This window comes from Acinetobacter brisouisimilis (assembly GCF_000368265.1).
Lineage (GTDB): Bacteria > Pseudomonadota > Gammaproteobacteria > Pseudomonadales > Moraxellaceae > Acinetobacter.
On sequence record NZ_KB851219.1, the window covers coordinates 1,213,003 to 1,227,833 of the forward strand.

Annotated in this window: 21 protein-coding genes and 1 pseudogene; 10 read left to right on the forward strand and 12 right to left on the reverse strand. The window is 37.3% G+C overall.

The window, feature by feature from the left end; translation table 11 throughout:
• Positions 1 to 125: 125 nt before the first annotated feature.
• From F975_RS09480 to F975_RS09520, 9 genes are all read right to left on the reverse strand, one after another.
• Positions 126 to 371, reverse strand: coding sequence for a hypothetical protein (locus F975_RS09480; RefSeq protein ID WP_004752701.1), 246 nt, complete (start codon positions 369 to 371; stop codon positions 126 to 128).
• Entirely contained in the window at positions 368 to 682 is a 315-nt protein-coding gene (locus F975_RS09485; protein ID WP_034425926.1) for an HNH endonuclease, read from the reverse strand. The genes F975_RS09480 and F975_RS09485 overlap by 4 nt, the downstream gene beginning before the upstream one ends.
• Before the next feature lies 1 nt (position 683).
• Positions 684 to 1,052, reverse strand: a complete 369-nt coding sequence (locus F975_RS09490) for a hypothetical protein (protein WP_004752703.1) — start codon at positions 1,050 to 1,052, stop codon at positions 684 to 686.
• Between the two features lie 429 nt (positions 1,053 to 1,481).
• The gene (locus F975_RS09495) at positions 1,482 to 1,952 is read right to left on the reverse strand and encodes a hypothetical protein (RefSeq protein ID WP_004752705.1); all 471 of its coding nucleotides are present in this window, start codon (positions 1,950 to 1,952) and stop codon (positions 1,482 to 1,484) included.
• A gap of 10 nt (positions 1,953 to 1,962) precedes the next feature.
• Positions 1,963 to 2,319, reverse strand: coding sequence for a hypothetical protein (locus tag F975_RS09500; RefSeq protein WP_212749272.1), 357 nt, complete (start codon positions 2,317 to 2,319; stop codon positions 1,963 to 1,965).
• A 34-nt stretch (positions 2,320 to 2,353) separates the two neighbouring features.
• The gene (locus F975_RS09505; protein ID WP_004752709.1) at positions 2,354 to 4,177 is read right to left on the reverse strand and encodes a DUF5906 domain-containing protein; all 1,824 of its coding nucleotides are present in this window, start codon (positions 4,175 to 4,177) and stop codon (positions 2,354 to 2,356) included.
• On the reverse strand, positions 4,174 to 5,076 hold the full coding sequence (locus F975_RS09510; RefSeq protein WP_004752711.1) for a primase-helicase zinc-binding domain-containing protein: 903 nt from the start codon (positions 5,074 to 5,076) through the stop codon (positions 4,174 to 4,176). Before F975_RS09510 ends, F975_RS09505 begins: the two co-directional genes overlap by 4 nt.
• Positions 5,076 to 5,579, reverse strand: coding sequence for a phage regulatory CII family protein (locus F975_RS09515; protein ID WP_004752713.1), 504 nt, complete (start codon positions 5,577 to 5,579; stop codon positions 5,076 to 5,078). Before F975_RS09515 ends, F975_RS09510 begins: the two co-directional genes overlap by 1 nt.
• Positions 5,580 to 5,608: 29 nt before the next feature.
• Positions 5,609 to 5,821: a Cro/CI family transcriptional regulator gene (locus F975_RS09520; protein WP_004752714.1), complete on the reverse strand. Its 213-nt coding sequence runs from the start codon at positions 5,819 to 5,821 to the stop codon at positions 5,609 to 5,611.
• A gap of 100 nt (positions 5,822 to 5,921) precedes the next feature.
• Here F975_RS09520 and F975_RS09525 point away from each other — a divergent pair, with 100 nt between their 5' ends.
• The 7 genes from F975_RS09525 to F975_RS09560 all read left to right on the forward strand — a co-directional run bounded on the left by F975_RS09525 (position 5,922) and on the right by F975_RS09560 (position 10,579).
• The gene (locus F975_RS09525; RefSeq protein WP_004752716.1) at positions 5,922 to 6,563 is read left to right on the forward strand and encodes a LexA family protein; all 642 of its coding nucleotides are present in this window, start codon (positions 5,922 to 5,924) and stop codon (positions 6,561 to 6,563) included.
• A 106-nt stretch (positions 6,564 to 6,669) separates the two neighbouring features.
• Positions 6,670 to 6,978: a hypothetical protein gene (locus tag F975_RS09530; RefSeq protein ID WP_004752718.1), complete on the forward strand. Its 309-nt coding sequence runs from the start codon at positions 6,670 to 6,672 to the stop codon at positions 6,976 to 6,978.
• 3 nt (positions 6,979 to 6,981) lie between these two features.
• Positions 6,982 to 7,701, forward strand: a complete 720-nt coding sequence (locus F975_RS09535) for a hypothetical protein (protein WP_004752720.1) — start codon at positions 6,982 to 6,984, stop codon at positions 7,699 to 7,701.
• Between the two features lie 275 nt (positions 7,702 to 7,976).
• On the forward strand, positions 7,977 to 8,258 hold the full coding sequence (locus tag F975_RS09545; RefSeq protein WP_004752724.1) for a pyocin activator PrtN family protein: 282 nt from the start codon (positions 7,977 to 7,979) through the stop codon (positions 8,256 to 8,258).
• Between the two features lie 263 nt (positions 8,259 to 8,521).
• Positions 8,522 to 9,223, forward strand: coding sequence for a hypothetical protein (locus F975_RS09550; protein WP_004752726.1), 702 nt, complete (start codon positions 8,522 to 8,524; stop codon positions 9,221 to 9,223).
• Between the two features lie 105 nt (positions 9,224 to 9,328).
• Positions 9,329 to 9,724: a transposase family protein gene (locus tag F975_RS09555; RefSeq protein ID WP_004752728.1), complete on the forward strand. Its 396-nt coding sequence runs from the start codon at positions 9,329 to 9,331 to the stop codon at positions 9,722 to 9,724.
• 516 nt (positions 9,725 to 10,240) lie between these two features.
• Positions 10,241 to 10,579 (forward strand): hypothetical protein, encoded by a 339-nt coding sequence (locus F975_RS09560; protein ID WP_004752730.1) that lies wholly within the window; start codon positions 10,241 to 10,243, stop codon positions 10,577 to 10,579.
• 508 nt (positions 10,580 to 11,087) lie between these two features.
• Here the strand turns inward: F975_RS09560 and F975_RS15500 are convergent.
• The 3 genes and pseudogenes from F975_RS15500 to F975_RS09570 form a co-directional block, all read right to left on the reverse strand.
• A pseudogene (locus tag F975_RS15500) lies at positions 11,088 to 11,216 on the reverse strand (IS5/IS1182 family transposase); the annotation flags it as partial.
• A 31-nt stretch (positions 11,217 to 11,247) separates the two neighbouring features.
• Entirely contained in the window at positions 11,248 to 11,652 is a 405-nt protein-coding gene (locus tag F975_RS09565; protein WP_004752732.1) for a hypothetical protein, read from the reverse strand.
• A 62-nt stretch (positions 11,653 to 11,714) separates the two neighbouring features.
• Complete coding sequence (locus F975_RS09570) at positions 11,715 to 12,863, reverse strand: tyrosine-type recombinase/integrase (protein ID WP_034426297.1); 1,149 nt, start codon at positions 12,861 to 12,863, stop codon at positions 11,715 to 11,717.
• A gap of 106 nt (positions 12,864 to 12,969) precedes the next feature.
• Between F975_RS09570 and F975_RS09575 the strand changes: the two genes are divergently transcribed.
• The 3 genes from F975_RS09575 (at position 12,970) to F975_RS09585 (ending at position 14,831) form a co-directional block, all read left to right on the forward strand.
• Entirely contained in the window at positions 12,970 to 13,905 is a 936-nt protein-coding gene (locus F975_RS09575) for a pseudouridine synthase (RefSeq protein WP_004752736.1), read from the forward strand.
• An 83-nt stretch (positions 13,906 to 13,988) separates the two neighbouring features.
• Positions 13,989 to 14,291 carry a type II toxin-antitoxin system RelB/DinJ family antitoxin gene (locus F975_RS09580; protein ID WP_004752738.1) on the forward strand — a complete coding sequence of 101 codons (303 nt, stop codon included), beginning with the start codon at positions 13,989 to 13,991 and terminating at the stop codon, positions 14,289 to 14,291.
• Between the two features lie 96 nt (positions 14,292 to 14,387).
• Positions 14,388 to 14,831, forward strand: a complete 444-nt coding sequence (locus F975_RS09585; RefSeq protein WP_004752740.1) for a GNAT family N-acetyltransferase — start codon at positions 14,388 to 14,390, stop codon at positions 14,829 to 14,831.

The following is a 14,831-nucleotide window of genomic DNA, read 5'->3' on the forward strand; positions in this document are numbered from 1 at the left end:
GGAAGGGGGCGGTGTCCATCAGCCAATGCTAATTTATTTTTTGATACCCCCCAGCCGTTATAATATGCACCAATCTTGTGCAATGACTGGAAACTTCGTGGTTTCATAAACTTAAATTTCATTTTTTAAGATGTTCCACGATCAATTGACTGAAATCCAAGTCGTTCTAATTGTTCCACGGTGAGCTGTTCAATGGTCATGCCATCATGCATAAAGGCAACAGGCTTGCCAGTCACTTGAAAGGCTTGTTGAATCTGTGAACCTAACTCTCGGACAGCTTCAATCGAACCAAGCTTGTTGAAGTCAGCACGTACTACAATCAAAGCCATGTCAGGATGAATCTGGTCAACTTGAATATCTAACTGTTTCATCGTGCTACTCCCTGACCTTGTTTGCTTTCTTTGATGGTCTTCTTACTGTGACAGTCTTTGCATAATGACTGGAGGTTGTTCATATCGTTTGTGCCACCTTGAGCCTTGTTGATGATGTGGTCACACTCCAGATCCATCGTGACTCGCCCACACTGGCAGCATGTCCACAGGTCACGCTCATGCACTGATTGCTTCAAGCGTCGCCACGGACGACCACCACGACCTTGCCCAAAGTTTTCTTTACGCTCTAATACTGGAGCTTTACTACCCAGTGACGGCAGGCTGTTTGATTTAAGACTAGGTAATCGCATATCACTTCACCGTATAGAGCTTGGCATCTTGTGGAATTGGATCAAGAAACTTCAACGGTGCAGTCCCGACCAAACGACGTTGGCAATTGGTACAAACACCTTTCCAGTTGCGTATATCCCAAAATAAAACCTGACTATCTTTCGGTGCAGTGATATGCACAACATAATCAGCAGGAGTCATATAGCCACGCTTGTCGCACTCATCACACCATTGGTTTGCTTTTAGATATTCAGCACCTGCTTTTTCCCAAGCCTTTTCATTGTCTGACTTTGTTACTCTGGAGAGCAGATGGTCACGTCGTGCCAAAGCATCATCATCAGCTTGGCGTGCACGCTTGCGCTTTTCCCAAACATCATCTTTTTGAGCCATAGTCACTCCCATAAAAAAACCACCCGAAGGTGGCTTGTTTGCCCAATCTCTCGCGGGGCTAGACGCTACTCACCTACTTTAAAAACCACTGGATGGGCACAGTATTTTTAGTTTTCAGCTTTCGTTCTGCATGTATGGCGGGGCATCACTCCCAACTTGATTATTGCTTTCCTGCATATCCCATCCATGCGCGATAAACTGCATGGGTTGTACCTTCTGTCGTGAGGTCTAAACGTGTTCACTCAAACAGTCTTTAGCTAACCAGTGAACATGTACAAATGGGTTTAAGCATAATTTCTCCATAAAAAAACCGCTTGCCTTCGTACAAGCAAGCGGTATAAACCTTAAAACTGGAAACTACAGCGTTAAATACAGTTTTCCATTGTGGGAAAAATTAATTCAAATTTGCTTTTATGTCAATATCTAATTTCACTTAGATTTATAAAGCTGATTAAAAATCTTTTCCTCACCTAACTCATACTCATGTTTAAAATCATCCAAAACAGCATCAATATGTTTCTTTAAATACTTACGTACAGTTGAGTCACTAAAACCTGATAATACTTCACGACTACGTTCGGTCGGCTTGTAATTTGCTGGGACTTTACAGAACTCAATCAATGCAACTCGAACGACAGCCAAATGATAAATACTAGATAAATCTTTTTGATTAAATTGATCTTGGTACTTAATAAGCAATACAGACGCAAACTTTTCAATATTCTCAGTTGAGTTTGCACCAAAGCACTTCAGGCGAATGAGATTGTCTTGTAGTGGTGATAATTGAGCATAGCTCATCATGATACAAACATCAGCTGCTGTCAGTGAAGGAACACCACTTGAAGGCATTGCATCAAAATTCACAGTCTTTGGATTTAAATAACGCAGTAACTTTTCCATTGGCTAGCCCTCAAATAGCACGTAAGTGAATGACAGGTGAACGAGGGGAACGAGAAAAACAGTCATTCACCTGCTCGTTCACCTGATAAGCATTTGTTTTTATATATTTTTTCATTAAAAGTGAACGAGTGAATATAAAAATACGCGCGCGCGTAAGAGCAAAAAAAATAAATACAGAGGGGCTATATAGAAAATTTAAAATAAGGAGAGATAAAAAATAATTTCCCACGTGTGCGCGTAAAAAGTCGTTCTCTCGTTCACCTGCAACCTGAATTACTTTTAAATTCAGTGTATTACTAGGTGAACGAGTAGGTGAACAAGGCTTTTTGTCGTTCCCCTCGTTCACCTGACATGGCTTATAAGCCATTGTTTTTACATGGCAAATCTTAGGATTTGCACAATTATTTGTCAAGCACATTTGGTATCCCCTTATCAAACTCATTCATACACTCGCCATACCAATCCATTGCAGTCTTATCCTCTGGAACTTCACCGACCTTTACGAATAAAGACTGTCCCTCCTCTCGCATGTATCTCCATTTCTGTTTCTCAAGCAATTCAACTCCATCAATCTTTTTCAAATCCTCGGTAAATTTTCGATATGAATATTTATGCTCAAGTGTTGAAGATGCCCATTCTTTATATGCGTCGTAGAGCTGCTGTGCTTTACAACTGGCACATGGATATTTGGTTTCACCTGCAAGCCACTCATCAATAAAAACCTCTATAGATCGCTTACTTGCATTAATTAATGCACGCTTTGCATCTGTAATCGGTGGCTTATCATGTTTAAAATCATCTAAGGGAACATTTAAAAGACAGGTATAGAATGCGTCTAATCCATCCCCTGCTATTTCGGCATATACCTGCTGACTAATTTCTTCATCGAGTTTGTTTTGTGGTGAAATGACAAACCATCGACGTGCTTCACCCTGCAAGGGAAAAGGGATATTTTCATTCGATGCAAATGCCATATTGAAATAGGCAGGGACTTGTTTCTGAGGTCGCTGCTTCTCATTGATGGTGACACTTTTAGCTGTAATCAGTGCATTTAGGTAAGGTGTGACATTATATTTGGTAGCATTTGTGGCAATTTCCTCACCAAAAATAAAGGCTGCATTGTTTAACCACCCGTTAAATTGCGGGCTTTCAAGTTCCTGAGATGTAATTACACGATGGTATTTACCGTAAATTCCACCCATGACCTTTTCAAATAATGTGGTTTTACCTGAACCTTGGATGTGACTTGCCATTAGCACAGCACTATGAGCCTTTTGACCTTCGTTTTGTAATGGGTAGGCTAACCACTGGAGTAACCAGCGCTGAATATCTTTATCGCCATTACATAAACTATGAATCATTTTTAATATCCCCAAACAACGAGATACAACTTGCTTGTGCTCTAGTCGGTTCTGCTCCTGATCCAGTAGCTCTTTTGCAGCATAGCCGTCAAAGGTGTTGATGTAATTGGGGTCAATGTCGATTTTTCGGGTTGGGTCAAAAATCAATTTTTCATAGTCAATTTCACTGCGAGTCTGACTTTCAATCCATTCTTTATATTCTTTTGGATACATCAGTTGTGCTGCTGACCATGACACAACACGATTGAGTGATTTATCATAAATGAAAGTTTCACCTTTGAGCAAAATACAGTTCTTACTCATATTCGGCGCAATAGAACCCATATTTTCAGTTAGAAGCTGCTCAACGTCGGCTTTTTCAATGGTTTTACGGTCTTCATGGCTGTACCAAATCTTAAAAATGCTGCTTAGAGTATGTTTAAGCGATGAAATTTTAAATTTATGCTTGGTTTTATAGTCAAATGCGTCATTACTGCATGCAATAACAGCATAACGCTGCAAAGCATCCTGTAATTTTTCATGAACTTTATCTTTAATTGGGTCTGTTTTTTCCCCATTCCCCTCTATTTTTGCCGTACCAGATTCAGAATGCCCATTCATTGGCGGTGCAAAATCTAAAACAAAATCATCATTCACAGGATTTATATTGTCATTTTCCGCACCATTTTCGACCATTTCACCTGAAAAGTGGTTTGCGGTATTTAAAGGGGTATGGGGAAAATCTATAGCAAAATCAGAAGACTCAATTGCGCCTTTGATTTGCCGACGCACTTCACTTAACCCTGCAAGTACATGCAGGTCGTTAAAGTCAGATGGTGGCTTAGCTTTGGCTTGTGGCTGCTCGTTATTTTCTTCAAGACTCATACGTGCTCCACTATTTTAAAATCGGGTAATACAATAATGCCGCCTGTAGCAGCCACAGCTTTATTCGCAGCTTTTAGACCTGCGTTTAATGTTGCACTGTCATCATCTGCACAGTAAACAAGCTGTAAATTTGGATATTTGGAGCGGATAGCAATACCTACCTTGTCGATATTGCCCGACTGAAAAGCCACTACTGTCGTATAGCTTGTTGCTTCAAAAATACTGGCTGCTGTTGCGTAACCTTCCGCAATACAAATAATCTGATGCTGATCTATGATTTCACCAATGATGTAAAAACAATCATTCACTCGTCCACCTGGTAAATATGGCTTATGGCCATCGGCATGGATCTCTTGCACGTTCCAAATTTTTCCGCTGATGTCAAAAAGTGGTACAAGTAAGTTGCCTTTTCCATTAATTTTACAGCCGTGATTTTTGACCTGTTTACGATCTAAATATGGACAATCACGATCTACTGATTTAGCCTTCCACGTACGTGCAGCACGCATTGCGGCTGTTGCCTGCGCTTTAATTTTTTTCTGCTCAACATCAACTTGATCAGCTTCTGCTTTCTCTCTCCATTTTTTACGGTCTTGTTCACTGACCTTGCTGTCTGCTGATAATCCTAGTATTGCGCCAACTTCTATTAAAACAGAGGAATAATCTAAGCCACGTGCTTTTTCAATCAATGCAAAGCCATCTCCAGCACCACACTGACTACAGATAAAAGTACCCTTGCCTTGTTTATCATCACAACGAAAACGGTCTGTACCACCACAAATCGGGCATGGGCCATGTTGAGTTTTCTTGCCAGGAACCGTAATGGCGAATGCAGGAAAAATAAGATCTTTCCAGTTGTTTTGCGCTGCATCACGCACCTGGTCAAAAGTAAGAGCCATTAATCTTCTCCAGTGAGTTCATGATGCTTTTCAGCCATCGCTAAAAGGGTCGATGCAATACGAATCAGGTCATAGGCTTCCTTACGGATCATTGCCAGTTCATCTTCAGTAATCACATGATCTGCAATTCCTCCAGCAACTGACTGTGCTAGATCGCCCTGCTCTTTTGCCAGTTTTCCAATTTTTAAAACAAAATCTGCTTGGCTGGAGACTTCAACTTTTGGCAACTCAAACCATGCAGCATTGCCATGAATTGCACAAATGCTGTCCATAATGCGAGGGTCACGGGTTTCTGACAGAATCGCTTCAAGGTGAAAGATATTCGGCTTATGGGTTGGTGTGGTGGGGTTTAATGAACTGCGAAAAGTGTTGATGTTAAAACCGTTTTTTTCAGCAATTTGTGCCATAACAGAATCATCATTGTGACGGTAAACGGCTGCTTTGAGTGCCATCGTTAAAGGCATAACTGTCAGTTCACGACGTTGTAAGCTAGTGAGTTGCATGTTTAAAACTCCGAAAATAATTCATTTTTTTAGTTATTTGTGCGAGTTACATTTTGTTTAGACTTCTGCAAACGCTTTGGAATGCGACCCGCAGCTAACTCTCTGATCTCATATTCACGGAATTCTGGAATGTCTTCACCATCACGCCATTGAGCAATTGCAGATGTTGTAAGTTCAAGCCGATCTGCAAGCTGAATCAGTTTTTTATAGCCAAGTAATTCCATTGCTTCTTGACGAGTCATATTAACTCCAAAATCTAAGTTGTCTTAGATTTAATTAGACACAACTTATCTTTGATAGTCAATAGCTAAGATAGCTTAGATACTTATAGTGGGATTTTTTATGGAAACTATCGGCTCTCGAATCAAAAAACTTAGAAAAGAGAAAAAATTAACTCAAGGAAAATTAGGAGATTTAGTTGGTGTTTCCGATGTTACAGTCGGATTTTGGGAAAAAGATGTAAATGAACCCAAATATGAAAACCTTGAAACTTTAGCAAGAATGCTTGATTCCTCTATTGAATATATAAAATATGGGCAACATGAAGTAAGTGAATCAGTTAAAGATTTTAGACCGATTTCAAGAATGTTACCTGTTTTAGATTATGTACAAGCAGGGAATTGGACTAATGTAAGATCGCTAGAAGCTCATGAAATTGATAAATGGCTCCCAGCTCCACCAAATGCAGGGAAAAATAGTTTTTATATGATTGTACAAGGTACAAGCAATGCACCTCATTTTAAAGATGGTGACTATATCTGTATTGACCCTGACATATCAATAGAACATATACAAACTGGCGAAATGGTCGTTGTAAGATGTGATGATGAAGCAACTTTCAAAGCCCTTGTTAGAGAGCCTAATAGTATGTATTTACAAGCTTTAAATCCAAATTTCCAACCAAATATTATTCCACTAAAAGAAAATTGCATATATAAAGGCAAATATATTGGAAAATTTGAGCCTTCCAAAAAGTTCCTATAATTCAATCTAATAAAAAATATTCTAAGATGACTTAGAATATTTTATTGACACAAAATCTAAGATGGCTTAGCTTATTCAATATCTAATCTAACTTAGGTTTTATGTTATGAAAAAAACTCTTTTATCAAATGACCAATTCGACACAATTATTCATTCTCGCCTATTTGCAGAAGACTTTGCTCAACCAGTTCGTGATGACGCTTTTTTCAAAAATAAAGCCGTTTCTCAAATCGAGTCCTCAATCAAAGCGATTGGCTCAGCTAGTTCAGCATATGAGTTCAATATAGCAGTTGCACAAGCCAACGCATTTATTTCTGCTGCTCACGATTATGAGTTCATTGACTTAGCTGAAAAAGTCACTTGGACTCAAGCAGTTTGGAAAGCTGTACGTGCACAAAAAGTACTGGAGGCTTGATCGATGGATATTCAGCAATTAAAACCTGTCGCTGTTGAACGCGATGAATATGGTGTCTGGACTCACCCTGAAATTAAAATATATACCATTTCAAAATCTGATCACTTTGATTATTTTTATGATTCAGCACTTATTGATATGAAACGTTATTTCAATATTGATATAGCTTATGTTTATTTTGAATATGATGTAGATGAAGAACTTAAAAAGCTATGGTTAGAGAAGCTCAATTATAAAGCTATTAAACAATGGTCACCTTCAAAACCAGACCAAGACCCAAATTGGTTTTTAATTTCAATTTCTGAAAATGAATTCGGTCATGTGATGGCTATATGGGCAAAACCTAAAAAGCTTTATCGCTATGAAATTTGTCCTGAAGAAGAACGCCAGGCGTTTGAGCGAAATTTTGTTGAATGTGGCGGCTATCTAGATGATTTAGTTTGGGAAGAGTGCAATGACGGCAACGGTACATATGAGCCAAATTGGTCAGAACGCCATTTTGAATTGGGTGAAGATGAAGCTGTCATTGAACATGCTAGTCATGTTACTGCTCTCCTCATGTCATGGCTTGAATGCGCAAAATCAAAAACTATTCCTAAAGGCTATGTTCTAGTGCCATCTGAACCTACAGATCGCCAAAAACAAGTTGCTGCTGAATTACTTCATTCAACAAATGATCACCTCGCTATCTATAAAGCAATGGTTGCAACAGCTCAGTGGTGATGATCATGCCAACTAAGATTTTAAGCTTTTCATTTATGGGTGTTCTTTTTTCAGCATATTTAATTATCGATTGTCTGGAGAAGTTTTGATGCTAATTTTCAAAGACCTGAACCATATCGAACATGTGGTTCATCTCCGAAATATCAATAACGTGGTACTGCACACACTGAACAATGAACACCGCATCACGTTCCATTTTGTTAGCCCGCATGTGCTGCCTGTACAAGTGGATCTGAACACCTTTAACCGAATCAAGTCTGCCCTGGAGAAGTACGATGCTCAATAATCAGCTTCAACTCAGTTCGTATCATATTTTGATGCTGCGCTATGGCTCTCCAGTGGTTCTGCTTGAAACCGTGGTGAATGATTATTTCCCACACATGGATATCAAACATGCGAACCGTCGTGCCAACTCTCAGGATCTACCCTTTCCTGTGTTTAAAAGTGAGCCTGACAACAAGCAAGCGAAGTGGTTTGTAAATATTGCAGATTTGGCTGTGTACCTAGATAAGCAGTGCAGTATTGCAAAGCAGGACTTTGTGGCGATGAATGGGTGAAAACACCCTTCACTCGTCTACTCCAATCAGATTTTTTCAATAAGAACTTAATGAATATCAAGTTCTTATTTTTATATACATTTTACTGATTGCTTTGTTTTTTATTGGAAATTTTACTATAAATTTCATTGGTAATGAAATTTGATTTGAATAAAAACATTGGAACGACAAGTTCTATCACCTATTGGTTTTTTCATCTAATAAAAATTCACTTTAACTGTTAATATTTACCACTCAATTTTGTAAACACACAGGGGAAAACTATGTCTAACAATGTATGGACTACAACTATAATGTTTGATGAAAACTATCGGGTATTTGATTTATCTTTTCCTGGTAAGTTTGACTATGTTGAACTATACAAAATAAAAGGCGATTCAGAAGAAGAAAAAAAATACAGAAAGCAACTGCGTAATACAAAAATAGAAATAGTAGATCAATATCATTTAAGTAAAAGAATAGAACCAAACAATGCACCAACTATTTTATATGCACATGGCTTTGGTAAAACAGTCAAGTTGCCAAGTTTTTTTCGTACACAAGATGGCTTTGTAATTTTGACAGAGGCATGTGCTAACGTGCTTAAACAATTTCGTTTGGGGCAAAGTACTCTTTATCCATTATCTTTTTTTGATATTAAATTAAATGAACCTGTAAATGATCAAACATATTACTTTCTTAATATTGCTGAGCTAAGAAGCTATTTATATCCGGAATATTGTACTAAGGAATTAGATAAGCATTCTTATACGAAACATGAAGGTTATCAAATTTATAAATTATACCATGCCGATTATAAAGATCATGCTATAGCAATTAAAAAAGAAGCTGTAAATTGTGATGTCGATTTATGGCAAGATCCAGAATTAAATCATTCAATTTTTATATCTGATGAACTTAAAAAAGCTTTAGATGATGCACAGCTTGTTGATGCTTGGCAATTGTTTTTATGTGACCTTAAATAATAACAAAAAAATAAATAATAGATCTCTTTTATAAATCAAAAAACACACAACTTTTAGATCAAAAAACATTCTGCAAAACTTTAGATTTTAAAGCATCATTGCGCCATGAAATATCCCGAATTTAAAAAGCTTCCTGATTTCCAGTTTAAGCATTATACAGGCATATCCCGTTCAATATTTTCTCTCATGGTTGAACAAATGCAGATGCAAATCCCTGCTAAAGGCAGATCACCCAAACTATGCCTTGAAGATCAGATTTCACTTGGTCTCAGCTATTGGCGTGAATATCACACCTTATTTCACGTTGCTACAAGTTATGGCGTATCAGAGCCGACAGCATCTAGAATTGTTCGTCAAGTTGAGGATACTTTGATTCGATCAGGTTTATTTAATTTACCGAAAGAATTACCCCAAGGTGACGGTATAGACTGGAATGTGGTGATTGTAGATGCCACTGAAATTCCAATCCAAAGGCCTAAAAAAACAGAAGAAAAGTTATAGTGGTAAGAAAAAGGCACATACATTATTGCAAAGCAAGACTTTGTGGCGATGAATGGGTGAAAATTAAACTTTAATTAGTGCAGCACAAATGAGGTGATGCACTAAAGTTTCATTAGGCATATACGAAAAATTATTATAATGTGTTCAAAATCACATTAAATAGAATAATTTTTATGAGTACTATTCAAATAAAATTTTATGATACTAATACTAAATCTTGGTGTGAGGTTACTCCCCCACCGCCACCAAAAAAATTAACTTCAGATTCATTAACTTCACTTAATGATGATCCATTACTCTTTCAGAAAAACCCGAATCATCTTCATCAAATGATGAAAAATATTCTAAACATCGATCTATATTAATAAATAAATTAAAAATGGCACTACAAATGGGCTTTGTTGCACAAACATAAAAATGCCAAAATTCTCTTAGGTTTACTAAATTTTAGTAACTTAGGGTACCCTACCAGTAACAGCCTTTTCAATATTGGGTCATTAATTAGGAGTTTTAGAAATGATAAATAACAGAGAAATATCTGCAATAATTACTCTCATTAAAGATTTAGATTATGAAATGCTTGATGATAAGGAATGGAGAGATCTACAAAGCATAGATCCCTCTAATGATGAACAACTTTTAAAAATTTTTAATCAAATTTGTGTTTCTACTTATGATGATCTAGATATGCATTCAAAAGATTTAATTAAATCAAGCTTATCAAAAGTATTGTCGTCAAGTGATTTTGATTATCAAATAATATTAGGTCAACTTAATATGCCATTTGAACCAATAGAAAATCCTAAGTATTTTTTTGCATTACTGTGGTTGGCATTATTTAAAAAAGAATTCTGAATTTGGAGCTATTAGTGGAGTTGCAGCTCCAGCTTGCGGTATATTGCCTCGTTGAGCCCTTATAGGGCGCAATGCCAAACTGGTTGGTTAATGATTTTAAGTGAGATTTGTTCAACTTGCTCATAAACCAGTTTATCTCACTCTACTGTTATTAGGTGGAGTGAGATAAGCTTAATGCTTGAATTGATCGTTCATCACGTTATAATTCTGCTGTCTTTAAATATGCCAGTTTTTATATGAAAAATAAGAAATTAATTTTATCACTATTAAGTGGGATACTTTGTTCCGCATGTACTTCATGGCAGTGGTAAGCAGATCCGATTCACCGTGACTATCGACCTTTGGTCAAGTCGATCTGTATCGAAAACAATCCAAAGGTCAAAATTGATCATTTTCAGGAAATGTTGATTAATCGACTGGAAAGCTATCGTATACAAACGCAAGTATTTGACTCTCCATATAAACCTGAAACTTGCGATTTTGTTCTTAAATAGACCTCTTTCATAAATCATTTTTTACTCAGCTCTAAATTATAGATTCCTGCAATCAAATTAAATCTTAAACCCAGTCTTTTTCCTCGATTGCGATAACATCTAGCAAGAACCTTAAAGGTTTTGAGCCTGCCAAATACATGCTCAACCCCAATTCTTCTTTTACTGATTTCTCGATTATAAGTTTTCAGTTGGATTTATTTCTGCCAATCTTTTTGATAACTCAGCATCGTTTCCATTAAGTAAAGGTGTACCTTCATAATAAAACTTAGAAGAATATTTACCATGATGATCTAAAAATAAAGATAAAGCACACCAATTATCACCAGATTTTTCACATTCTTCAAAAAGAATATTGATTGTTTTATAAGGTTCCATAGAAGAACGTAAAGGATAATCATCTGTATATAATTTTAGATTATCACCAACCCAACATAAGGCTGTATCCTTATTTCTCAATCCAATATTATTGTCTCTAAGTCTTTCAGTATAATAGATAATATTTCGCCAATCATTTACAGCCAAAGATGCAATTTTTTGAAGTATAGAATTAATTAATTCTGATTTTCTTAAAAAATTCATTTTATCCTCCCGCTCTATTTTCAAATTAAACTCTAATCCACGTACCATCTGCTTTCTGATATTTAGTGGCTTTGTTGCATAAACCTATTCATGATTGCTTTATCAAACTCAAGTACATTTTTCCGAATCAAGTCCAGATTCACATACCTCTCCAAACTCGACCAACTATCATGCAGCGTATATTGCTGAATCTGAGGAATGGTTAGCCCCTGCTCTGCCAAACGTGTCGCAGCTTCATGGCGTAGGTCATGCCACCACAAATCCTCTATGCCATATATCTTACAGGCTTTGGTAAATACACGAGTTACTGCTCCAGCATCTAGTGGGATCAACAAACTATCATCATCGGTTAAGCGCATCATCTTCTTACGCACAGTCGGATCTAGTAACTGATCGATAATCTGTTTTGCCTGAGCAGATACTTTAAAGCGTTTATTGTTCCCCTGAGCACCATTTGGATTCTTGATGTTACGTACAAGCCAAACACCATGTTCAGGGTCATAATCGTCTAAACGCAAGCCAAACAGCTCTCCGCGCCTTCTAGACGTATAGATCGCCAGCCACATAATCAAATGCAGCGGCATGGTGGTATTGGTATTCATCCAACGATCATAAAAGTAACTGGTGAGCGTTTGCAGTTCCTGGCTTGTTGGCAGACGACTACGGGTTTCAGACCCTGCTATCTGCCGTGCATTACGCAAGCCACGTGCAGCCTGTTCGAGTTCTTTCACTACCGATGGCTGATTCCAAAGCAACTCAGCATGGTTCAGCACAGAACGCAGATATTGGATCTCCTGATCCGCAGTTGACTTGGCGATTGGGTCTAGCCCCATCTCAGGAATACCAGCACGACGTTGCAAGATATACTGAGCAAAGTCCTCTCTGGAGAGTTGGTCGATACGTCGCTGACAAAATGGAAATTGCTTAAAGAATTTCAGCTTGTAGCGTTTAGATGTACCGACTGCTTCATTGATTTCGTCCAGGTACTGATCAATCGCATCTGCCAAAATCATGGCAGTTGAGTTCTTTCCGAGTAGAATATCTGGGTTTTCCTCAATTTCTGCTTCACGCTTTTTTATCCAGGCTTCCGCTAAAGCCTTTTTACTAAATGTGCGAGATTCATTAAAATTGATGTCTTGCTTACGGACTTGTATCAAAGCTCTATAGCGAGTTTCGCCTTTACTTGTTGTTCGTTTTGTAATTGTACCCATGTTTGCAACCATGAAATTAGGGTTGCAATATGATTGCACTAAAAGCAAATTTACGCAATTATTCGCATCTTATCACAGATCAAATTCACCATTGGAAAGAACTTAAATGACTGATATTTTGAAAAATTTAAAAAATTCAAATACAAAGGATGTTTTCGTTCCACCGATGATGCATGGTGTTACTGCCAGTAAAGTATTTTTAATTCCACAAACTGAACATGACACAATTTTTGCTTTTCTTTGTGCACATTTTCCGCATATTCAAACAACAGAATGGCAACAACGCTTTGATGATGGTTTAGTTTTTGATTTATCAGGTGAAAAACTCACCCAACGGACACCTTATCAAAGTAATCAGCATATTTATTATTATCGTTTTTTAGAAAATGAAATCGTTGTTCCGTTTGAACACCAGATTATTTTTGAAAATGATGATTTACTGGTGGTTGATAAACCGCATTTTCTGACCATGACACCTACAGGGCAGTATGTACAACAAACCCTTTTAGTACGTCTAAAGCAACAAACTGGCAATGCTGAACTCACTCCAATTCATCGACTAGATCGTGAAACAGCAGGAATTGTATTATTTTCCAAGCGACCTGAAACGCGCGGTGTATATCAACAATTGTTTGCAACACGACAAATCGAAAAAATCTATCATGCGATTGCCCCCTACCGTGCTGACCTCAGATTTCCCATCACAACTCGGTATCGTATGGAAAAGGGTCAACCTTTCTACACCATGCAAATTGTTGAAGGCGCAGTCAATAGTGAAACCGATATTGAACTTTTAGAACACAATCAAAACTGGGCAAAATATATCCTTCACCCAAAAACAGGCAAGCAACATCAGTTACGGGTACACTTAAATGCGTTGCAAATTCCAATTCGCAATGACCCGTTTTATCCTGTTGTTGCTCATAAAGCAGACGACGATTTTTCTCAGCCACTTCAACTTCTTGCTAAAGCGCTTCACTTTTATGACCCAATTACCACGCAAGAAATGAGATTCACATCACAAAATGACTTATTTTTGTAATGACACAACCATAACATATGCATTGAATTTCGTTATGATTTGATTAAAATGGATCAATACTTATTTTTGTTCTGGTTTTAGCCATGAGAAAAACAGAAGTCTATCAAGTACGTTTAGACTCACAAGAAAAAAAACAGGCTTTTGCAGTATTTAAGCAATTGGGGATTACGCCTGCACAGGCTGTTCGTTTATTTTTCAAACAGGTTGTTCTGACCAGATCTATTCCTTTTTCTATAGAAAATCAAAATATTGATTTGGATCAACTCCTCAAACTAAAAAAATACCAACTTTCTGCATCACCCTCAGCTGTTGAGTCAGAGGAGGCTGATCATCAAGATATTTTTGATGAACTCGATGCAATCTTAAAAGAAAATTCGCAGAGTTAATGGCATTACATTTTTCTACAATACGCCTCATTCTTTGAGTTTTTTTTTGCTATTCTCAAAAAGAATAATAAATCAAACACAGCAATGGAGTATGCCATGATTGTAAGACGTGCAACTGCTGAAGATCTACCACAACTCGCGGTGCTATTTGATGAATATAGACAATTTTATGGAGCATCTTCTCATATTGAAGAATCACTCAATTTTCTAAAACAACGTTTTGATAATAAAGAAAGTGTTATTTTTATTCATATTAAAGATAATGTTTTTACTGGGTTTATTTTACTCTATTTAGGTTTTTCTTCTGTTACCTGTTCAACCTACTACATTTTAGATGATGTTTATGTCACACCCACCTATCGACGTCAGGGTTCTGCACAACAACTGATTGATACTGCGATTCACTTTGCCCGCTATGAAAATGCACTGCGCATTACACTTGAAACCCAGAAAACCAATATCATCTCCCATAAGCTCTACGAAAAAATGGGTTTTGTGAAAGATCAGGAATTTCAGACCTTTCACTGTTTTTTAAGGTAA